This is a genomic window from Psychrobacter sp. ER1, assembly GCF_048631835.1.
Taxonomy (GTDB): domain Bacteria; phylum Pseudomonadota; class Gammaproteobacteria; order Pseudomonadales; family Moraxellaceae; genus Psychrobacter.
This window is the reverse complement of sequence record NZ_CP184640.1, coordinates 880,246-902,333: the sequence shown is the minus strand read 5'-3', so window position 1 is coordinate 902,333 and position 22,088 is coordinate 880,246. Positions and strand designations below refer to the sequence as shown.

Below are 22,088 nucleotides of genomic sequence, written 5' to 3'. Positions count from 1 at the left end.
AGTGCTACAATAAAGGACTGAACAAGCGCACGACATTATCAAACAAGCGTTTTGATCCGTGACGCTGTTGCCACTCATCACTATCCAAGATTCGACAGTTTTCTAAATAGACTTCCTGACAGTCCGCTACTTGGGCGACCATTTCTGGCGTATAAATCGCCAAACTGACTTCCATATTTAAATAAAAGCTGCGCATATCAATATTGACGGTGCCAAATAAACAGTAGTCATCATCGATAACCACTGTTTTTGCGTGTAGCAAACCACCTCTAAACAATGCGATCGTTACCCCTGCATCCAACAACTCTTGATAATAAGCCTGAGAAGCATGCTGTACCAAAAACGAATCGACTTTTTCAGGAACAATAATCGTCACCTCAACGCCGCGCTTAGCCGCTATCGTCAGCGCACCCGATAGGGACTCATCAGGGACAAAATAAGGTGTGGTAATGCGAATGCGCTTATTGGCACGATGAATCACAGAAACTAACGTATTGTAAATCACATGAGCCGTTAACTGCGGTGCTGAAGGTATTAGTTGCGCTAAGACTTTGTCCACGACAGGCATCTTTGGTACGACAATCGAAGTGGCGCCAATATCTGGCTGCTCATGATCATCAATCGTATCCGCCAATACCTTCACTCGGCTATTTAGATCATTGATGGTCGGATGCATCACATATAACTTACGGGTGTAGTTATTAACCCGTTGATGCAGCTCGGCAAGATTGTCATTACTTTCAGCACCGATGTCGGTAACAATTACCTTGGCCATCGCTGTATTGATACTAATTGAGTGCTGGCTAGTCGTTCGTAGCGCCACATCAATCCATTGACCGACATTTTTGTTTTGCTTAAAAACCTTGGATCAACCAGATTGAAGCTGCCGATATAGCCAATATGTTCATCGATAACCACCATTTTGCGATGATTGCGCAAATCAGAACGTTTAAATAATGTCTTAAATAACCCTACTGGCAATGACTGATGGACATAAACTCCTGCTTTTTCTAATTTGCGGTGCACGCTACTATTAATAAAGCTAAAGCTGCCCACACTATCAGCCAATATATGACACTCTACGCCGCGCTGAGCCGCTACAGACAGCGCTTCTATGACCTCTAACACCTGTCCTTTTGGATAGACAATATAAAACTCCATGAGGACAATACGCTGGGCGGCATGGATATCTTCAATCAAACGCTGAAAGATAGAAGCAGGATCCGTCAACAGCTGCATTTGATGATTGGGAAATACACCAAACCCTGTCCAGCGCGTTCCTATTTGGCTAACACCGCGGTAGTTGGCTGGTAATAAGTCCTGCCCTTTATCAAAAATCAGATGCTCACGCCTTGCCATATCGTTCATCAAGATGCTGGCTTGATCTACGCGTTCACGATAGCGTCGTCCAATCATCGGCTCACCGAGCAAAATGTAAGCCACAAAACCAAATACTGGTAACGTATAAAGCACAGCCACCCAAGCAATAGACACACCAATATTGCGCTGCACAGAAACCACGCGCAGCGTCATTACTATCATAAGTACAATATGCAGCACCAGACCTAGACCCGCTAAGTCTCCCCAGGTCCAGCTGGTAAAAGTATCTTTAATAGTAAAAGTGTTTATATTGGCCTCCATCAACCGTGTTCAACGAATAAAGCATCCATAACGAGCAAAGCATCCATAGTATAGTAGCTTTTCACCTCTAAACAACAAGTAATGATAATAAGTGTACTTTTAGAAATGCTATATAATACATGGCTTTGAGTGCTATTTTTGATAGATTACAAGTGCGATTTATAATTATTTTCTAAAAATATTAAAATAATATTTGACACCCAACTGTAAATCTATATAATACACTCCCACAGCAAGGGGACTTACTTAGATAAGCCCAGCTGATTAAGTTAACATTGAGTGTGACAGCTAATGTTAATGAAGCAATACAGAAATTCTATTTAAAGAATTTCTCTTGTAGTAGAAGTTATACCTTATATTGGGTACTGAGCTTCTAGAATTTACGAAAATGTAAATTCTCTTGCGCTCGGACGAAGCAGTGCTTCGTTTGCTCCTCGCTCAGGGTGATTAGCTCAGTTGGTAGAGCGTCTGCCTTACACGCAGAATGTCGGCGGTTCGAATCCGTCATCACCCACCACTTCTTAGCAAGTGGCTAAACAAGCTAAGAGACCTAAGCAGCGGTAGTTCAGTTGGTTAGAATACCGGCCTGTCACGCCGGGGGTCGCGGGTTCGAGTCCCGTCCGCTGCGCCATATTTAAAACGAATTTAAACCTTTGGGTTTAAGCAAGTTTCGCCTCAAACATTAGATTGTTTGAGGTTTTTTTATGTCTACATATTTTGCTTAGACATTGTTTATATAGCTACTGCGCCAGCTAACACGTCTTAACTCGCATACAAATATTTCAGTGCTATGGACGTTGACTTATTCGGCTCACACTAGCGATTAACGCTACCATCATTACCCCCATGATAATCAAAATACCAGACATCATATGCGCCGCCTCATAGTTGAGCGCTTCTACCTGCTCATATATAGCAATCGATACCACCTTAGTTTCGCCTGAGATGCTGCCCCCTATCATCAGTACGACACCAAATTCCCCAATGGTATGGGCAAAGCTTACCAAACTGCCCAAAATAATACCTACCCGCGCTTGCGGTAAGGCTACTTTCATAAACCGTCGCATACGACTTGGTTCTAGGAGATGAGCAACTTCCGTGACACTTTGCGGAATACGCAAAAACTGCGCATACACAGGCTGTATATAAAAAGGTAATGAGTAAATAATAGAACCAATGACCAGACCTTCAAAGGTAAAAATCAGCGGGCTAATATTATGTTCGCTCAACCATTTACCGATACCCACACTAGGACTGAGCAGTAACAGTAGATAAAAACCAATCACGGTAGGTGGTAGCACCAGAGGCATCGCAATGATGCCCATGAGCAGTACCTTAAGACGTCCTATTGCTTTTATACGGCTCGGCTTAGCCAACCAATAAGCGATAGGCGTTGCAAATAGCAATAGACATAAGGTAGTCACGCAAGCGAGCTTAATGCTCACCCAAAATGGACTGAGCATGTCTGACATAAGAGACTGGTCGATCATATAATGTCACTGCTCGTTCTATGATGAGAGGGGTTAGGGTCTGTTGAACATTCAAGCAACCCTAGTCTAACGTATTACTGGACGGCCAGATAGCCTACTTGTAAGAAGTGTTGCTGCCCTGCTTTTGAGCGCAGGTAGTCGGTGAAGTCTGCTGCTGGGGCGGTGTTATTGATAATTATGCCATCTTGTAAGATAGCTGGATAAGACGCTGGCAATAAGGTAATAAACTGCTCAGGCTTGGCTTTAATCGCAACAAGCTGAGACTGTGCTACAAACCCATAGTCCACACTACCCGTATACGCATATTGAAACGCTTGACCGATATTCTCTGACTGTATCAAGCTTTTTTGAGCATTTAACTTATCGTACATATTTTGTGATTGCAGATAGGCTTTGGCAGACGCACCATAAGGCGCAAGGTCAGGGTTCGCAATAGCTACCTTGCTGTCCTGAGTAAAGTCAGCACTGGTAAACACATCACCCAGCGATGTTGGCGTAAAATCGTTTAAAGGTTTGCTGACACTATAGAGCGCTAACTGTCCTCTAGTATATGTAAAGGGCTTAGTTAGTTTACGCTCTTTACTAGTAACATCAGCTGAATTTTCATCAGCCAATTTAGCAGGAAAATCTTGATTGGCAGACAAGAATATATCATACGGTGCCCCTGCTTTGATTTGCGCATATAACTTGCCAGAAGAGGCATAAGTAACTTCAATATCTGAGATACCTGAAATATTTTGGGCAGATGAGCTATTATCAGCCTGATAGCTATCAATGATATGAGGGAGTACATCAGATAAGTTAGCAGCCGCAGCAATACGCAATGTATGAGATTGCTCAGTAGTATCAGTAAGCGTCGTATTAGCGTCTTTGTCTTGCGTACAAGCATTTAGTGATAATAGCAGACAAGCAGATACACAGACAGTAACTAATGACTTAACCATTATTGCTGAGCCATTTAGACGAGTCGTCTTCGTAGTATTCTTGCTTCCACACAGGAATGTCTGCTTTGATGGTATCTAATATCCAGCGACAAGCATCAAATGCTGGATAACGATGCGCTGACACTACCCCAACCCACACAGCTACATCGCCAATCTCTAACGCACCGATACGATGTATCGCAATAGCATGCGTAATTTCAAAACGCTTTTGGGCCTCTTCTATAATGGCGCGGCCTTGATTGATGGCCAAATCTTCATAACCATAATAGGTAAGACGATCAACGCTCGTAGCGTTATTATGGTTGCGCACTCGCCCTTCAAAGCAAACGAAAGCACCGCAGCTGTCATTATCTAACGTACTTTTTAGCCTATCTTCATCAATCGCAATATCTAGTAGCGCAAAGCCATCACGCTCAGCGATAAGGTAAGCGTCGTCAGCACTACGTTTGATGCTCATTGAATGATCGTGGACGTTGTCGGTCATTTTTCTTCTCTATTTATTATTTTTTCTTTATAGCCACTGGATAGCCACTGACATTGAATAGCTACTGACAAAATGGACACTAATAAACGCTTGTTTAACCACCAGCGACTGGCGTGATGAAAACCACGCTATCACCATCGTTTATCTGGTCAGTCCATTTAGCAAAATAGTCATTTACTGCAACGCGTAGCTCTGACTGTGGACGGCTAAAGCGATGCTTTTGACTAAGCTGTTCGTATAGTTCAGTTAATGACGTATCCTGCTGCACGTTTACTGTCTCTTGCTGACAATTGGCTTCGTCAGCCAAACTGGCAAAATACATGACATTAATATTCATCGTTGATTCGATATCAGTTGTCATATCGATAGCACTCATAACCCTCTCCCTCTTGCGCAAGCTTCCTTGCTTGACACTTAGCACATTGTTATTGATTAATTAATTGATGACGCACTCTGCAATTTTGTTATTTTAAGCATGACTGTAGTCTGATTTACCACCTGTCTTTTTGACCAGATGAATATCATCTATAACGATGTCATGCGATAGTGCTTTAGTCATATCATAGATAGTTAAGCAGGCAACACTAACCGCTGTTAACGCTTCCATCTCCACCCCTGTCTTATGCGTAACCTTGACCACCGCACTGACCGTGAGGCTGCTGAGCGCGTCATTGTACTCAAAGCTCAAACCTATCTTGTCTAACGGTAGTGGATGACAAAGCGGTATAAGATCATGAGTGCGTTTGGCCGCCATGATACCAGCGATGTGAGCCGTTTGCGTGATACTGCCTTTTTGGTCATCCCATCAGCCGCTTTAATCTGCGTATAAATTTCACTGGGAAAACGAACTTGCCCAGAGGCATTGGCTTCTCGCGTCGTTGCTGTCTTGCCACTGACATCGACCATGGTAATATCACCATCACTATCCAAGTGAGATAAAGTAGATTGCTGATTTATCTGAACGCTGTCATTCATTTATATAACCTTTCTTATGTGATATTTTTATTATTTTGATAGAGCAGCACATGCCTGCTTGAAATCTTCAGGCGTATTGAAGTTGGTCAAATTTTGCCACTCTTTGCTAAATGGTACGGAGTGTACAAAAGGTTGAATAAACTGCATTACTCTACGCTGTCCGCTATCTATATAGTTTTTCAAATCACGCTCAATGCTTAACTGATACAGCCCTAACAATGGATATAGGTGACTGTCATCTTTCAAGCAAATTACTTTCTTATCAGCAGCACGGCTTATTTCACATTTTAGTTTTTGCCACAAGTCAGTTGCTGGTATTAAGCTATCACAGCTAATAACCAGTAACCACGAAGCTTGTACGTTTTTTGATACGCCTGAATCATTCAAGCTGATCAAACCGTTCAATGTTTGTAAGGCTGATTCAATAGCGACCAAAGCGCCGCCAGTTTTAATCTGCTCATCATGCTCACTAGAGTCAAGATCAGCACCATAATCAGTAATATGAATAACAGGCACATTGAGGCTTTCTAAATGGACATCTAAACCAGTTTGAAAGTCGCGACCATTATCTGCAATCAATATAGGAACTTGTAACTTACTCGCATGGCGAACATGATAATCTAACAGCTGCTCACCTGACGGTAGTGTCAGCATAGCCTTAGCCGTTCCCATACGTCTAGAGGCTCCGCCTGCCAAGATAACCACACCTGCCAAACCATCCAGATTATTTGAGCAGTTTTTCATCTACCATTACCTGTCAGGCTTGATTGTATATCACTCATAGCTCAATTATTTATAACTCAATCATGGCTAGGATTTTGTGCCAAAAAATGCGGCACAAAATTGCACGGACGAGTACGGCTATCAAACTGATCTCTTAAGATATTTTCCCAACCAGTACGGCAAGCACCAGAAGAACCTGGTAGACAGAATATACCCGTACCATTGGCCATGCCAGCCACTGCTCGCGATTGTACGGTAGACATACCGATCTCATCTTTTGAGATTAAACGGAACATTTCACCAAAACCATCGATTGATTTATCAAACAGTACCCTCACCGCTTCTGGCATGCTATCTCTAATGAAGAACCCTGTACCGCCAGTTGTAATAACCGCATGAACGTCTGGACTAGCAATCCAACCACTGATGACTGCGCGAATCTGGTAAATATCGTCGATAATTAGTTGACGATCTGCTAAATGATGACCTGCTTCGGTCAAGCTATCTACTAAGTACTGGCCTGACGTATCTTCTGCCAGCGTACGGCTATCAGAAACGGTCAATACAGCAATATTAAGCGGTGTAAATTGTGCAGCAGGCTTATTCATAAATAATCCTTTATAGATGTTATTTTATAATTGTATTAAAAGGCGGTTGAATCAAAAAGAGCTATGTTAAAAAAGATTGCGTTGGAAAACCGTTTCTATCAGCGTCATGATTGCAGACTCAAGACATCTTAACCACCGATTATCGATAGATTGTGCATGATGCCACTGTTAGAGTCATGCAGATGATGATGCTCAGGCTTGATTGGCATAAAGCTATGTAAAGTGTTCACCAGTCCTTGGATATCGTCTTGCTGTAAGTATGGACGGATATCATAGTTGCCTTGATCAAACAGACACAAATGCACCTTGCCTTGGCTGCTTACCCGCAAGCGGTTACAGGTATCACAGAAGTGCGCCGCATATGGGGCAATCATACCGATACGACCGATATACTCAGGGTGACTGTACTCTACTGCTGGACCATCGGCACTACCGCGCTCGTGCGGCTGCCAGCCATTTTCTAATAAGTAATCGGTGATAATATCAGACTGAGCATGCTGAGCAAAAAACAAATCTCTATTGTCACTGGTCTGCATAAATTCAATAAAGCGATAGGTCACTTGTCTGTCTTTGACATAGTCGATCGCCGTGATTAAGTTCTCAAAAGCAGTCTCTGCCATTAAGACACTATTTATTTTCAGTTTGATATCAGTCGTTTCTAACAACGTATCCATGTCAGCCAATATCTGCGGCAAGGTATCAAAGCCTGTCATTTTATGAAAAGTAGCGGCATCAAAACTGTCCATACTGATATTGAGCTGATCAAGTCCAGCCGCTTGCCAGTTGGCTATATGTTTACCCAATTTATAGCCGTTACTGGTCATCGCAACCGTCTCGATACCGTCAGTTTGCTTAATCGTTTCGATGATTTCGACAACATCACGACGAATAGAGGGCTCACCACCTGTAATTCTAACTTTTTTAGTACCTACTTGAGCAAAGCCACGCACCAAGGTGGCAATTTCAGAGATACTCAGCTCATCATCAGGGCGTTTACCTTGATAGCCATTTGGCAGGCAATACTCACAGCGAAAATTACAAAAGTCAGTAATAGACAGACGCAAATAAGTCAGACGCCGTGCAAACCCATCGGTTAGCGGCTGGTGATAGTCACTCATCTGCTCAGTAGGCACGACCAAGGAAGGCTCTATGTAGCCGTCAGATAATGCCGGTGCCAAGCTCGGTGAATACAGTTGCGGGCTGTCTATTTTGTGTTTGTCATCTATGTTGTCATCAATCATATGTTACTGCCATCAGTACTGCTTACTATAAGCACTATTTTGTTATTCGTGTTTAGCATACCAGTGTAAGGTTATAGGATTGCTCTCTAGCTTTGTGCGACCACCTTACAATAAATTGGCAAACGATGAATTAGCGATGTAGCCAAGGAAACGGTTGTACAACGACGTCATTACCAGCTGCTACGTTCCCACTGTCTTTATCCAACACAATGAAGCAATTAGCGCGGCTCAGCTGTTTGATTCTATGTGACTGCTGTCTTGAAAAGCACTCAACTTGATAATGACCTGTCTCATCTCGTGACAATACGCCACGCTGAAAGTCTTTGCGGCCGGGAGATTTTCTGATATCACTGATAAGTTTGGCTTTAATAGTTAGCGGCATCGGCTGCTCTGATACGCTAGCACCTGACATTTGCCATAATGCAGGTATCACAAACTGTAGCGTACCTACAACCGTAGAGAGCGGATTGCCCGGTAGGCCAAAATACAATACCGGCTTATCAATATTTTTATTCAATTCACCAAATACGAAAGGCTTACCAGGCTTCATCGCCACTTTATAATGGTTAATCTGACCTAGTGTTTCAATCACAGTGGTCAAAAAATCATAGTCACCAACTGAGACACCTGCCGTCGATATCAGTACATCACAGTCCTGCATGGCCTCATTGACTGCGATAGTTGTCTGCTCTAGGTTATCAGGGATAATGCCATAATCACGAATAGTGATAGGCAGATCTGATAGCAAGCTTTTGAGCGTCGGAGTATTAGAGTTATATATTTGGGCTAGGCTTTGCAGCTCATAGCCAATAGCTACGAGCTCATCACCTGTTGCTAACACACCTACGACAAGCGGCTGGAACACGTACACTTGGCTAATACCAAGGTTAGCCAGTAAGCTAATATCGGCAGAATTGAGGCGTTTGCCAATTTTTAGTACGGCTTCGCCAGACTCAATCTCTTCGCCTTGTGAGCGGATATTATTGTTAACTTCGGCAGTTTGCGTGAGCGTAATGTTATAAGGTCGAGATTTATCAATGGTTGCTCTGATATCTGCAAAATTCGTATTCTCTTGCATAATGACCGTATCACAGCAATCTGGTACGACTGCACCCGTAAAAATACGTACCCCTTGCCCTGCTGCTGTCTTACCAGTATAAGCACTGCCAGCTTGCGACTCGCCAATGATTTCGATAGTACTGTTTTCTGATAACTCACTACCTTTGGCAATCGCATAACCATCCATTGCAGACAGGTTTTGTCGCGGTACATCAAAGGGCGAAGCAATATCTTGAGCCAGTATATGGTTTAGGCTGTCTAGCAACTCTAGAGTATTGACGGCTCTTTTTTGTAGTGGAAAGTCAGTAATATGATAATTATCTATCCGTTGCTGTATCGCAGCTTGTAGTTCTTCCATGGTAATCATAAGGTCACGCTCTTTCTGTCGTTCTAATTACTGTCGTTCTAATTATTCGTAATCGAAACTGTTATTTAAAATGGTCATTGAAAACTGTTACTAAACACTATGCGTCAAAGTCATCGTCAAAAAACACATTATCTAGAGTCTATCATTCAAAGTATCAACTTTCTTGTATTAACCTTGTCCTGATAAGTTTTGAATAAAGCCAGATTACACTGGTCTTAATATTTGATATTTATTGCATGGTCCATTGTGTTAAAGTTGTCAGCAAAATCAGACATAGATTGAGACAAAAAAGCACCTTGGCAAGGTGCTTTTTGTAGAACAAAGTAAATTATCGTTCGTTGGCTAGTGGCTAATTAATAATGGCTAAATACCATTAAAAAGAGCCACTTTTATACAATGTATAAATACCGTCAGCCTACCTCACCATCCAGCCAGTGAAGACGCACTGTTTTGAGTAATGAATCCATCTGGCGTTTGACCATTATCTGCTTGCCAGCGCTGGAATGCCATACGAGTATTCGTGCCCACGATACCATCAGCGCCTTTGGTATCGTAACCCATACTAGTCAAACGACGTTGTAGGTTAGTCACTTGCGTGGTCGATAATGGACGCTCATAACGAGGCCAAGATTTTTGCAAACCGCTTTGTCCATTAATCGTTTTGCCTAGCAGACTGACACCCAACGCATAGCTTGATGAGTTGTTATAGACTTTAATCACATCAAAGTTTGGGCTTAGCAATAATACTGGACCATCCTTACCAGCGGGTAACCATAGCTCCATCTGAGTATTGGCATCTAGGTAAACGTCCGCTATCGTATCGACACCCATCGCAGCCCATCTAGCAGCAGGTTGTTTGCTACCAACCACTGAGTAATCAAACGATGCTGGCACCGTTGCCTCATAAAACGGTGCTAAGCCACGAACCCAACCTGAATTGCTAAGATAGTTGGCCGTCGAGGCTAGTGCATCACCAGTGGCCCAAGGATTGCGATGCCCATTACCATCACCATCAACCCCTTGTTTGAGCCAAGTCTCAGGGATAAACTGGGTTTGTCCCATACCACCTGCCCAAGAACCATCGAGCTGTGACCATGATGCATCACCGCGTTGTAGCAGTGTCGCTAACGATAGCAACTGCGTTTCAGCAAACTCTTGACGACGACCATCATAGGCAAGGCTGGCAAGCGAACTTGGCAAATCACTATTACCGGTCACAGCGCCATACGATGACTCCATGCCCCATATCGCAGCGATAATCTCTGCATTAACTCCATACTGAGACTCTAGCTGAGACAAATAAGCACGCTGCTCGGCAAATTTACGTTTACCTACACTGACGCGTCCACTTGATACCGCAGAATCTACGTATTCCCACGGCATCTTAGAAAACTCGGGCTGACCTGAATCTAATGAGATGACTTGCTGATTTAGATAAGCAGAGTCAAGCAATCGACCAATCACTTGGGCATCATAGCCTGACGATATGGCACGCATAGAAAAGTCTGACTTCCAATCAGAAAAGCTACTGTAGCTAGGCTTGGGCGCAGGCTGCGGCTTTACGACTGGCACAGGTGTTGGTTTGACCTGAACGGTTTGGGTTTGAGTAATCTCAACGCCGCCTTGACGAACAGGCTTACTTTGCATTGCTTGCTGGCTTGTACACCCGACCATCACTAATGCTGGCATAAGGGTGAGGTATTGCTTTTTTAATCTCATAAAAAATCTCAAACATGAATAAATAAAATGGCTCACAGTGGCCAAGCTATCCGTAGCTATTATTTAAGTTTAACGCCCAAGTACGCTACGTGGGTCAATAGGATTACCATTTAAGCGAACTTGAAACTCTAAGCCTACCTCATTGGTCTGACCACTGCTACCCATACTAGCAATACGTTGGCCACGCTGTACTGTATCGCCCTCTTGCACCAATAATTGGCTATTGTGCGCGTAGGCTGTGATGTAGTTATCACTATGACGAATCATAATTAGATTGCCATACTCTGGCAGACCGTTGCCTGAGTAAAGCACAGTTCCTGATTGGCTGGCAAGTACTGGATCACCAACTTTGCCCGCAAACCACATTCCCATATTGCCCGTAGCAGGGTCAATATTACGAGTCACTGGGTTACGCGTAGGATAATCATAACCAGAGGTCGAGTTGGTAGTGGCCTCATAAGCTGGTGTTTGAGATTGGGTCACAGGTGGCGTATAAGTTGGTTGCGTTTGAACTGGAGCACTGTAGCTATTGTTACTTGCAGTGGTTGCCACATTGCCTTGCCATAGTTTGAGCCATTGGCCACTATAGATGGTGTATTTACTATCTAGATTGTTCATCGCTCCGATTTGGCGGTAGTTCAGACGATAGCGCGCTGCAATCTGGCTGACCGTATCGCCGCGTTGTACACGGTGATAGTTAGGGACGCCTTGCGCGTTAGTAATAATCTTAGGACCTGCTTGGTTTGCTGATTGATAGGTAGGCTTCGTTGCACAGCCAACGACAGATAGAGTAGCGACTGCCATAGTACCAATCAACGCGGCTTTAACAAGGTGCGATCCAGCTATGATTTTTTTCATACAAGGTTCCTATTCTTTGTGTTGCTCATTCATTGTTTAATCATTCAAAAGCGCTTGATATCATACAAGAGTCTTCTGATATTCTCATAACACGTCAGTGTTTAATAAGCCGGTATGGACTATATCTTATAGAATTTATAGCGCGAGTGTTGATAATCTCTCCAGCGCTGCCGTTGGCGTATGATGTAGGCGTACTGGTGATAAACTGACATACCCTGCCGCTACAGCCTGATAATCTGTCATCACATCCTGCTTTGCTTGTATCGCATCGATTGACGTCTCTGATGGTCGCTCATTTTTACCTTTTCGTAGAGACAACCAATACGCATCTCGACCGCGTGGGTCTATCATATGGCGTACTGGCTGAGCAGCCTGCTTATGGCCTAGCGAGGTTATTTTTCGACCCTTGATATCATCGGCATGCTGCACATCAGGAATATTAACGTTTAATACATGATAGGGCAAACTTTTGAGCATCTCTAAAACCGAAGTTTCAGTAAGCAGCTTGACGATTTCATGTGCAGCCACTTGATAATCACTGGCTGATTCTTGCCCGCCGTTTTTGACACCCCCGCCTACCAAAGACGTTGCTATAGCAGGGATACCAGATAGTTGCGCGGTCAATGCAGCACCGAACGTACCAGAGAACATCACATCTTGTCCCAAGTTAGCCCCTGAGTTAATGCCTGTAATCACGCAGTCAAAGTCAGTATCACGATACAACTCATGGATTGCTAGATAAACACAATCAGCTGGTGAACCATTTACCGCTACAAATCCAGAAGGCAACTGATGCGTATGCAGTGGTCTTGAGACACTCAGCGCGCTGGCATAGCCGCTTTGTTCATCGTTCGGGGCGACGACCACTACTTCACCAATCGTCGATAATGCCTGAGATAGTGCCAATAATCCTGGCGCATACACACCGTCATCATTACTAATTAAAAATCTCATTTCTACTCAGTATGTGGTTAATATTTTGTTAGCTGTCTTTCTATATCTCTATTTGGTAATTCTGCTATCGTGCCATATCTGTTTAAAATATGGCATAAAAACACGATGCTCATATTTAAAATGAAAACATGATACTCTAATTCTCCAATGACATGACGTCTCAGTCTAGCGAAAAAGTATCGTTTTAATAGCATGGGCGATTATAACTGAATAATATAAAGACACGAACCCTGTGTTTAGCAAAGTATCATGCTCTTCTTATGCTGATAATTATACGATGAAAGTAGCGTAACAAGATCTGTATCAAACGAATAACAACCAGTAGATTAAGCATCGCGTTACAATACGCAACACCCCACAACAATACAAACCGATGTACTGATACTGAAGTAACGTCATTAGGGTATGCTACTGATATGTTGCTAAAAAATGGTGTTGGCTCACAAGATATCTACACATAAATCAATATTTTATGTGACTTTTGTTTTTTTACCGATTAACATATGACCATTAAATAAAGACGAGCGAGTGTAATACTGAATGAATAAACAATCGATATTATCTATAGCTTCTGTGATAGCAAATACTGCCTCAAAAGTTGGGATTGCAGGACTGATAACGTCTGTTGCTATGCTGTCTCAAGCTTCTAATGCTGCGAATAACTCTGGCACTACCATTCCGCTAGACATGTCTGGCATCAATATCACTAAGCACGAAATTGCGGTGATGCAGGTACTATCAGAGATATGCCCACCAATGCTAAATGGTAAGCAAAAACAGCGGTTCTATAAGTCGTACACTGTACAGCTGCATGAGCTAATGCCTTCTCTAGAAGATCCAAAAGCGGCTATTCAATACCTATCTACACAGCAAGACTACCGCCAGATACTACAAGGTATTCGTAGTTGGACGATGGGATTCTCAAAGCAAGAAAACAAAGCACTATGTGAAGATTTGGCAAACGCGGATTATTAGACAACTAGCTAGTTTAATTCAATAACTAGCGTCCTCTGCTTAATGTGTTAATAATATTGGTATCAATGATAATAAAATAAAAGCTATGTACTCTTTATAACATCAATTAAGCAAAGTTTATCAACTGATTGTCTAGATATCTGTAGCATCAAAGCTTGCTGTCACTTTACTTGTTATTCACAAGCAGTGCAGCAGGCTTTTTTGTGAGCGTTAAATTTTTATTACAGAGACTGGTCAGATGATAGACACAACAAATATATGATAGGCCTTCATTTTTCTTTTCAAACTTGCCTTATTTTTGCATTTATCGATTCCCCATCGGTAGTCATTTTGCTAAGATAAGGCGTTAATTTTATGTCTATTGTGTAGGCGTTACTATTTTCATCGATACATTATTTTAAACACTGCATTTAAGACATGCTGCTTAAAATAATGTATGGAAATAGGTACAAAACATAAGCGATAGATACATTTGGTTCCATGATGCGGTGTAATGATATATGACAGTAAAGCGTGTAAAAAATCAGCTGATACAGCTGGTAGTTGGTGTAAGTATCTCGATGAGTGCAGTAGTGGCAAACGCAGCCATTCAACCACCTGAAATGGACAATACTGCCTATGTGTTGATGGACTATAACACTGGCGAAATTTTGGCTCAAAAGAACGCCAATGAGGCGCTGCCGCCAGCATCTCTGACTAAGATGATGACCAGTTATATCATTGAGCAACGCTTAGCATCAGGCGACCTGAAAGAAGATGAACAGGTATTGATGAGTCCAAACGCGTGGTGCCGTGGTAGTAGCAGCCAATCTTGTATGTATGTGCCTGTGAACAAAACCGCCAGCGTCATCGATATGCTACGCGGTATTATTATTCAATCAGGTAATGATGCATCAAAAGCCATGGCTGAACATATTGCTGGTAGCGAAGCCTCGTTTGCAATCTTGATGAACGAACAAGCGCAAAAAATTGGCATGGAGAACTCTAACTTTGTCAATGCTACGGGTATGCCTGATGAAGGTCATTTAGCATCTGCTTTGGATTTGTCTAAACTCGCGCGCGCTATTATCAAAAACAGCGGCGACTACTATAGTATCTACGCAGAAAAAGAGTTCACTTATAACGGTATTACCCAAGGTAACCGTAATGCTCTGCTGATTACTGACCCAACCGTTGATGGCCTAAAAACTGGCCACACTGATGCAGCAGGCTACTGCTTGGTTGCATCAAGCAACCGTGAAGGCATGCGTCTAATCTCTGTCATTATGGGTACCAAGAGCCAACAGGCTCGCGCTGATCAGTCACGCGAACTACTTAACTGGGGTTTCGGTCACTTTACAACGGTTACCAAGGCGCCTGCTGGGCAGTTCGTTAGTAAGCTTCCAGTATGGTTTGGAGAAGCTGACGAGGTAGAGCTTGCAACTGGCGACAACTTGCAAATCCTAACCAGTAAAACCCAGAAAAATAAAATTACCACAGTGGTGGATATTCCTGAGAGTTTAGAAGCACCGATCAAAAAAGGTCAGGAAGTTGGTAAAATGATGGCTGTCATTGATGGTAAAGCGGTAGCCTCAGTTCCTATCATTGCAACCAACGATATCGAACAGTCAGGCTTTATGAGCCGTACGTGGGAACATATCGTACGCTGGATAAAGAATCTTTTCTAAGAGAAACTTTTAAAAAGTAATTTTAGCTAAAAACTGTTTAAAAAAGACGCCTCAAAATGGGCGTCTTTTTTGTTTTTATGCCTACTTTATTTTAAAAGTGCTTCAATATTGAAAAGTAGAAAATATAAAAAATGCTACCTAATAAAATGAACCTAACTAGGAACACGGATTTGGTAGAACAGCTCTACGTCCAAACCAACCATTGTTTTAATAAGTCGCTTAACGCTTTGTCCTTATAAGTAGCAATATGACAATAGTCAATACCAGCTGCTTTTAAACCATACTCAAAGCTGCCTACATAGCGCGCCCGATGCTGTGGATACCAATATACCAATAACGCACGATGCTCGCTCTTACTACCCTCATCGCTTTCATACTGACGAATACGTTTGGCTAGCATCGCAGCTTTTTCCGGGAAAACATCTTCACCAAACATCACCATGTCAACTTTCTGCTTACGCATCTCCTCTATGACGAGTTGGTTACCTTGGCAACAAATAATCGTAGCCCCTAGATATTCCAGTTCATTTAATAAGGAGCCTGTCTCATGATAGTAATAATAAATAATCGTTAGACCAGACAATAAGCGCTGCTGTTTTGATTGCTGTTGATTGGGCATCGCTATGGTCAGCGTAAACTGTGTACCTACACCAAGCACACTATCAACATCAATCGTAGCACCCATAAGCTGCGCCATTTGTCTAACAATCGGTAAGCCAACCCCTGAGCCTTCGTACTGGCGAGTTTGCGACGAATCTACCTGAAAGAACGGATTAAATATATCGTCTAGGTGCTCATTATTGATACCAATACCCGTATCTTTCACGCTAATCTGCCAACGATTACTTTTATTAAAATGTGTCAGTTGCGACGTAATCGTAACTTTCCCGACAGGCGTGAACTTAATCGCATTATTGAGCAGTATCGATAGTATCTGATATATTTTTTCTGAATCACCATATAGGCTATAGTCTATATGATGAATATTACTGATTAACTCTAGCCCTTTTTGCGTAGCCATATTTTCAAACTTAGCTAACAGATCAGCGATTAGCTGTAATGGGTTAAACTCATTTTTATGAATTCTTATCTGGCCTTTTTGGATCTGGTTCAACTGTATAATATGATCTAACGACAATACCAATTTATCACTACCACTACTGATAATCTCTACCGCGTCTTTTTGCTCTCTGCTGAGAGTCTCATAATCTAACAGTTGTAAACCGCCTACAATTGCATTCAACGACGTTTTTAACTCGTGAGAAATCATGCTTTGAAAATTGTGCAACTGCACATCAAGTGACATATCTTTATTGTGCAATTGCTGTTCAAAGGCCGCAAGGGTTTCATAACCTTGCCTTGCTTCTTGTAATCGATTGAATAACACAATTAATGCTTTTTTGATTTGGGTCAGTTCTTGGAAATTGAATTGTTGCGGAATAACTGGCAACTGCTCTACATTAGAGTTACTTATAACAATGTCACAAACATCAGTTAACACTTCAATATCTTTAACTGGCCAATTAAGCTTCCTAAAAATGTATAAGGCAAACATAACAATCAGTACCACTGTTGTTAGCCATAACCACAGGATATTTTGGAACCAATGTAAACGTAGCAACTCTACGTCCATCGTAATATTAATATAACCAATCAATGTACTATTTTCGGTAGCTGTATCAATCGCCTCATCTGGCGCTGACGATTCGCTCATAATGTTTGATAAAGTCAGTGCTAACTGCTGATTGGAATCGGACTTATTGGACGTCACAATACTGGCATCGAGGTCTTTACTAATCACTGGATAGTTGAAACTGACCGTATGCGCAAATAAAGCATTTTTCCAATCAGCAAGCGACTGATCTATATCCTCAATTGGCTCAGAGGTTGAATAAAACACAATACTCTGAATAGTCGGCTCGTTTTCTAACAAGATATTGACTTGCTCAGCCACAACATCTGCGCCATCTGCAGTCGATGCGCTAGTCGTTAGTAAAGATGCCAATTGTTGAATATGCTGTTCTTTTTCTTGATAGTGATGCACTAAACCATAAATAAAAGGCAATAAAAAACCTGCCAACACTGCCAATACGACAGCTTGTATGACAGAACGCCAGATAAGTACGGGTATGGTTTGAAACGAACGGTTGTTCATATCACTCTACTGAGTCGCGGGCAGCTTTCATTTATAGTACAGGTATTTTAAAGATGTGATAAGTAAAACATTTGAGTATTTTTGAAGCATTGAAGTAGCTATTGATGAGCTTAAACTACAGCGTATTAATAGAAAAATGTCATCGCGCTATCGAACGCGATGACATTAATCATAAAGCTAAAAATATAAAGCCTAAAATACGAGGATTAACGAGGCTTTTTATCTTTGGTAGTAAATTTCTGTGATCTATTACGCTCACGTTGACGCAATTGCTGAGCTTTTGCCTTAGTCGGCGTATCGCTCTTATTCGCATATGGGTTATCGTTCTGCTTCAAAATAACGTTGAGCGGTGTGCCTTCTAACTTAAATACTTGACGGAACTGATTCTCTAGATAACGCTGATAGCTCTTAGGAAGCGCACTGGTTTGGTTACCATGAATAACAATAACGGGTGGATTGTGACCACCAATATGCGCATAACGCAACTTGATACGACGACCAGCAACAGTTGGTGGCGGATTGGCCGTTACTGCATCTTGCAAAATCTGGGTCAAACGGTTGGTCGATACTTCGAACATCGAAGATTTGTACGCACGTAAGATAGAAGGATATAAATTACCAACGCCTGTACCATGCAGTGCTGAAATCAAATGTATTTTTACATAAGGAATAAAGCTAAAACGGCGATCCATCTCAAGCTTGATATAGTCTCTTTGATCTTGCGTTAGACCATCCCATTTATTGATCGCAACGACTAACGCTCGGCCAGCGTCAAGTGCGTAACCAATCATATGCAAATCTTGATCCACGATACCTTCGTGAGCATCAATGACAATCACGGTTACGTTAGAATCTTCAATCGCTTGCAAGGTCTTGATGACAGAGAATTTTTCTACTTTTTCATCGATTTTACCACGGCGACGTACACCAGCAGTGTCGATCAAAACATAGTCACGACCTTCACGCTGATAAGGAATATAAATACTATCGCGCGTCGTGCCTGGCATATCAAATACCACTACTCGGTCTTCGCCAAGCAGGCGGTTGACGAGCGTCGATTTACCAACGTTTGGACGACCGATAATAGCAAGCTTTAAGCCTCTTGGCTCTACTATGTTTTCTTGCTCAGGCATATCAGCCGTTAGTACTTCAAGCAAGTTGCCGACACCGCGACCATGACTGGCTGCCATCGGATACGGTTCGCCCAATCCTAGTGCATAAAACTCGGCAGGTGCTGCATCATGTACGCCATCGACTTTATTGGCAACAACATAGACAGGCTTGCCTAACGTATGCAAAAACTTACCAATTTCAGCATCAGCGCCAATCATACCGGCACGAGCGTCAACGACGAATACGATGATATCTGCTTCATGGATTGCTGTATGCGACTGCTCAGACATATAGTCATCAATATTACCGCTACCGTCATCAGCTTCACCGATACCACCCGTATCTACAACGATAAAAGATTTGTCTTCATAAGTTGCATCACCGTACTGACGGTCACGAGTCAATCCTGAAAGGTCAGCGACCAATGCCTGCCGACTTTTTGTGAACTGATTAAATAAGGTGGATTTACCGACGTTTGGACGACCAATTAAGGCGACCACAGGCTTGATACTCATGGGTTACTCTCAGTGAAAGGCACAATGACGGGCAGTACAGTTATTCTTATAACCAGTGACATAACAATAGTAATAGATATGCTGCAATTGACCGTGAATTAAAATGAATGATAGAACAATAGCAAAAATAATAGATGGCTATTTTACGATTAAAAATAGTATATAGAATGGCTTCATAATACCTATTATACATAAATAAGTAGTATATATGGATAGCACATCGGTCGCATAGAGTACGCGAAAGCCTGTGTTTAAACAAGCAATTTACACAAAGCACTAAACGCTGACTAAGCAGCGTTTGTGTTTTATAAATGATAATCAAGAATAGGCTTAAGGGCTATAGTGAAATATTACACTTCGTTGATTATCTATAAGCACCTATCTATATAGTTATTAGCGCACTAACTGCCAGATAGCAACTTGTCCTGACGTACTTTGAGTCATTAAACGGCTACCTTGGACTTGCAAGTTGGTCAACGCACCTTTTGTCTCTACACGACTAACGATGCTACCCGTAGCAGGGTCAAACAAATGCACTACGCCATCGAAATCACCAATGGCAATATAGTTGCCAATCATCACAGGATTGGTAAGATCACGATAAGCCAATTCGTCACTTTCCCATAGTGTCTCGCCACTGTTGCGATCATAAGCAACTACTTTGCCATCTAGACTGGTAGCGATAACTTGCTGAGGATTTACCGCCAGTGATTTGAGACTCGCAATTTCATTGACGAACATCACCTGACGCGAGGCCAAATCAATACCTAATAGCTGACCACTATAGCTGATCGCAAACAACTGATTTTTATCTAAGATAGGTTTGCCATCGACATCGCTCATGCGCTCAACTTCACTACTACCAGCGCCTACACCAACACGTCTTGACCATAGCGGAAGACCGTTATCGACAGTAATTGCATGCAAACGACCATCAGCTGTCGCCAAAAGTGCTGTCTCATTGTCTAATAAAGTTGGTGCAGCGCTACCGCGAACGCTGATAGCAGGTACCTGAGTTGCGAACTGCCATACTGACTGTCCAGTTTGCAGCGACAGACCATGTAAGAAACCATCATTCGCTGATAATACCACACGATTATTGTTAATCAGTGCTGGCGTCAAAACCGAACCTGACAACTGCTGCTGCCAACGCTTTGCACCAGTCGTGCTATCGAACGCCATAACCTTGCCACCACGAGTACTAACGATAGCTGTCTGGCTCAATGCATCTACTGCAACACCGCCGGTGATTTGATCATCAACATTGATTGACCATATGCGCTCGCCTGCACTATTGAACCCTGACAGTTCACCACCGCGTGATGCAGTAACGATTTGACCATTGGCATAGCCAACTTGCAAATCTAGCGGATCTTTTTGCTGGCTTTTTTATTGCCAACATCGGTACTAAAAACAGGCTGTAGTACGCTAATCGGCTGAGCGATTTGTACCAATTTTACCGGATCATTAACGACCGGCTTAATACCGCGATTACATCCAATCACTGCCGTGCTCATTACTGCCAGTACGGCCACATGCATGACTGTCTTTTTGATAGTCTTGGTGTTTAACATTTTGCTAGAGCGAATAGATTGAGTCATTGTATGTTCTCACTACAGATAAATTATTATTAATTGGTAAATTGGCCAACGGCAAATTAGTAATCATTAGGTTATATTAAAAAAGAGCTTTGGATGATTACCAACTCTCAATACTATACTACTGACTTAACATCTAGCCTACTGACTTACTGCCCTGCTTCGACAGCGACTTCGTTCGAGGTATCCATCACTAGCGACGGCTCAGGAGAAGATGGCTCTTGAATAAGACTGGTTTGCTCAGCAATCGGCTCAGCCGTGATACCTAAGCTTTCCATCTTTAATGCCAATACTGCACGCGTTTCTTGACGGCTACGTAATAGCTCCCACGCATTGCTATACGACTTAATCGCTGAATCTTTATTGTCTTGTGCTAAATAAATATCCCCTAGTAGCTCCTGCTGACTTGCTTCAAACGAGCTTGGCATGTCATTGTTTGCTTCTGACAGTGCAGCATCTGTATCGCCTGCGGCCAACAGCGTTTTTGCATAGCGCAAACGAGTAATCGCTTCTAGACCAGCATCACCCAAATCGATGGCCAATGCTTTTTTGAATGTCTCAGTCGCTGCTGCAAAGTCATCATTGTCTACTTGTTGACGTGCCTTTATCATTAGCGCTTGCCATGCATAAACCGACTCACCGTGCGTACTGACCAAAGTATCAATATCTTTGTCTAGCTGGCTACGACTTTGGGTAAGTGCTTCTTGAGCTTCTGCTTCTAAATCTGGGTTTTGCGAGGCCAATTTGACCTCTTCGTTTAGCTGCTGAATATCAGCATATTGATCGGCGGCGACGGTATCTACTCGCGCATGGTTGTTTTGCCAGTATGTCCAACCAAAGTAGGCGGCCAGTGCTAACAAAATCGCAGTAACGATATAACTACCATATTGCTTTAACGCTTGCATGGAGTTATCTGCATTTGGCGAATTAGGTGTCAGAGCCATATATATTTACCTGATAAAATTTACATTAAATTGCTAGTGCGACAAACAAAGCTGATTA

At 42.5% G+C, this 22,088-nt stretch carries 20 protein-coding genes, 2 tRNA genes and 1 pseudogene; 4 read left to right on the top strand and 19 right to left on the bottom strand.

Translation table 11 applies throughout. The features are described from left to right. Positions 1-4: 4 nt before the first annotated feature. Both ACOBWA_RS04235 and ACOBWA_RS04230 read right to left on the bottom strand, forming a co-directional pair. Positions 5-823: a phospholipase D-like domain-containing protein gene (locus tag ACOBWA_RS04235; RefSeq protein ID WP_420230293.1), complete on the bottom strand. Its 819-nt coding sequence runs from the start codon at positions 821-823 to the stop codon at positions 5-7. Then, entirely contained in the window at positions 763-1,533 is a 771-nt protein-coding gene (locus tag ACOBWA_RS04230) for a phospholipase D-like domain-containing protein (protein WP_420230292.1), read from the bottom strand. Before ACOBWA_RS04230 ends, ACOBWA_RS04235 begins: the two co-directional genes overlap by 61 nt. A 549-nt stretch (positions 1,534-2,082) precedes the next feature. Between ACOBWA_RS04230 and ACOBWA_RS04225 the strand changes: the two genes are divergently transcribed. Both ACOBWA_RS04225 and ACOBWA_RS04220 read left to right on the top strand, forming a co-directional pair. Then, a tRNA-Val gene (locus ACOBWA_RS04225) sits at positions 2,083-2,158 on the top strand. A 37-nt stretch (positions 2,159-2,195) separates the two neighbouring features. After that, positions 2,196-2,272, top strand: a tRNA-Asp gene (locus ACOBWA_RS04220). Between the two features lie 157 nt (positions 2,273-2,429). Here the strand turns inward: ACOBWA_RS04220 and modB are convergent. From modB to surE, 12 genes and pseudogenes are all read right to left on the bottom strand, one after another. Then, a complete protein-coding gene (modB, locus tag ACOBWA_RS04215; protein ID WP_201579381.1) occupies positions 2,430-3,131 on the bottom strand; it encodes a molybdate ABC transporter permease subunit in 702 nt (233 codons plus the stop codon). 74 nt (positions 3,132-3,205) lie between these two features. Then, positions 3,206-4,075 carry a molybdate ABC transporter substrate-binding protein gene (gene modA / locus ACOBWA_RS04210; RefSeq protein ID WP_160021605.1) on the bottom strand — a complete coding sequence of 290 codons (870 nt, stop codon included), beginning with the start codon at positions 4,073-4,075 and terminating at the stop codon, positions 3,206-3,208. Next, positions 4,068-4,559, bottom strand: a complete 492-nt coding sequence (locus ACOBWA_RS04205) for a molybdenum cofactor biosynthesis protein MoaE (protein WP_420230291.1) — start codon at positions 4,557-4,559, stop codon at positions 4,068-4,070. The genes modA and ACOBWA_RS04205 overlap by 8 nt, the downstream gene beginning before the upstream one ends. Before the next feature lie 94 nt (positions 4,560-4,653). Beyond that, complete coding sequence (locus tag ACOBWA_RS04200; protein ID WP_420230290.1) at positions 4,654-4,935, bottom strand: MoaD/ThiS family protein; 282 nt, start codon at positions 4,933-4,935, stop codon at positions 4,654-4,656. A 93-nt stretch (positions 4,936-5,028) separates the two neighbouring features. Further along, positions 5,029-5,534, bottom strand: a pseudogene (gene moaC / locus ACOBWA_RS04195) (cyclic pyranopterin monophosphate synthase MoaC). A gap of 30 nt (positions 5,535-5,564) precedes the next feature. Further along, the gene (mobA, locus tag ACOBWA_RS04190) at positions 5,565-6,278 is read right to left on the bottom strand and encodes a molybdenum cofactor guanylyltransferase (protein ID WP_420230289.1); all 714 of its coding nucleotides are present in this window, start codon (positions 6,276-6,278) and stop codon (positions 5,565-5,567) included. 56 nt (positions 6,279-6,334) lie between these two features. Further along, positions 6,335-6,865 carry a molybdenum cofactor biosynthesis protein B gene (gene moaB / locus ACOBWA_RS04185; RefSeq protein ID WP_420230288.1) on the bottom strand — a complete coding sequence of 177 codons (531 nt, stop codon included), beginning with the start codon at positions 6,863-6,865 and terminating at the stop codon, positions 6,335-6,337. A 128-nt stretch (positions 6,866-6,993) separates the two neighbouring features. Then, complete coding sequence (gene moaA, locus ACOBWA_RS04180) at positions 6,994-8,106, bottom strand: GTP 3',8-cyclase MoaA (protein WP_420230287.1); 1,113 nt, start codon at positions 8,104-8,106, stop codon at positions 6,994-6,996. Between the two features lie 130 nt (positions 8,107-8,236). Continuing rightward, positions 8,237-9,532, bottom strand: a complete 1,296-nt coding sequence (glp, locus tag ACOBWA_RS04175; RefSeq protein WP_420230286.1) for a gephyrin-like molybdotransferase Glp — start codon at positions 9,530-9,532, stop codon at positions 8,237-8,239. 420 nt (positions 9,533-9,952) lie between these two features. Continuing rightward, the gene (locus tag ACOBWA_RS04170) at positions 9,953-11,251 is read right to left on the bottom strand and encodes a lytic murein transglycosylase (RefSeq protein WP_420230285.1); all 1,299 of its coding nucleotides are present in this window, start codon (positions 11,249-11,251) and stop codon (positions 9,953-9,955) included. Between the two features lie 69 nt (positions 11,252-11,320). Further along, positions 11,321-12,109 (bottom strand): peptidoglycan DD-metalloendopeptidase family protein, encoded by a 789-nt coding sequence (locus ACOBWA_RS04165; protein WP_420230284.1) that lies wholly within the window; start codon positions 12,107-12,109, stop codon positions 11,321-11,323. A gap of 135 nt (positions 12,110-12,244) precedes the next feature. Continuing rightward, entirely contained in the window at positions 12,245-13,063 is an 819-nt protein-coding gene (gene surE / locus ACOBWA_RS04160; protein WP_420230283.1) for a 5'/3'-nucleotidase SurE, read from the bottom strand. A 540-nt stretch (positions 13,064-13,603) separates the two neighbouring features. On the opposite strand from surE, the gene ACOBWA_RS04155 reads away from it, so the two are divergent. Together ACOBWA_RS04155 and ACOBWA_RS04150 are read left to right on the top strand one after the other, a co-directional pair. Next, the gene (locus tag ACOBWA_RS04155; protein WP_057759051.1) at positions 13,604-14,038 is read left to right on the top strand and encodes an MCR_0457 family protein; all 435 of its coding nucleotides are present in this window, start codon (positions 13,604-13,606) and stop codon (positions 14,036-14,038) included. 500 nt (positions 14,039-14,538) lie between these two features. Next, positions 14,539-15,705: a D-alanyl-D-alanine carboxypeptidase family protein gene (locus ACOBWA_RS04150; RefSeq protein ID WP_420230282.1), complete on the top strand. Its 1,167-nt coding sequence runs from the start codon at positions 14,539-14,541 to the stop codon at positions 15,703-15,705. 184 nt (positions 15,706-15,889) lie between these two features. Here the strand turns inward: ACOBWA_RS04150 and ACOBWA_RS04145 are convergent, their stop codons facing one another. From ACOBWA_RS04145 to ACOBWA_RS04125, 5 genes are all read right to left on the bottom strand, one after another. Continuing rightward, positions 15,890-17,860 (bottom strand): sensor histidine kinase, encoded by a 1,971-nt coding sequence (locus ACOBWA_RS04145; RefSeq protein WP_420230281.1) that lies wholly within the window; start codon positions 17,858-17,860, stop codon positions 15,890-15,892. Between the two features lie 206 nt (positions 17,861-18,066). Continuing rightward, positions 18,067-19,488: a ribosome biogenesis GTPase Der gene (gene der / locus ACOBWA_RS04140; protein ID WP_057759046.1), complete on the bottom strand. Its 1,422-nt coding sequence runs from the start codon at positions 19,486-19,488 to the stop codon at positions 18,067-18,069. A 393-nt stretch (positions 19,489-19,881) separates the two neighbouring features. Further along, positions 19,882-20,850, bottom strand: a complete 969-nt coding sequence (bamB, locus tag ACOBWA_RS04135) for an outer membrane protein assembly factor BamB (protein WP_420230280.1) — start codon at positions 20,848-20,850, stop codon at positions 19,882-19,884. A 2-nt stretch (positions 20,851-20,852) separates the two neighbouring features. Then, a complete protein-coding gene (locus ACOBWA_RS04130) occupies positions 20,853-21,089 on the bottom strand; it encodes a hypothetical protein (RefSeq protein WP_420230279.1) in 237 nt (78 codons plus the stop codon). 146 nt (positions 21,090-21,235) lie between these two features. Beyond that, positions 21,236-22,030 (bottom strand): YfgM family protein, encoded by a 795-nt coding sequence (locus ACOBWA_RS04125; protein WP_420230278.1) that lies wholly within the window; start codon positions 22,028-22,030, stop codon positions 21,236-21,238. Positions 22,031-22,088: the final 58 nt, after the last annotated feature.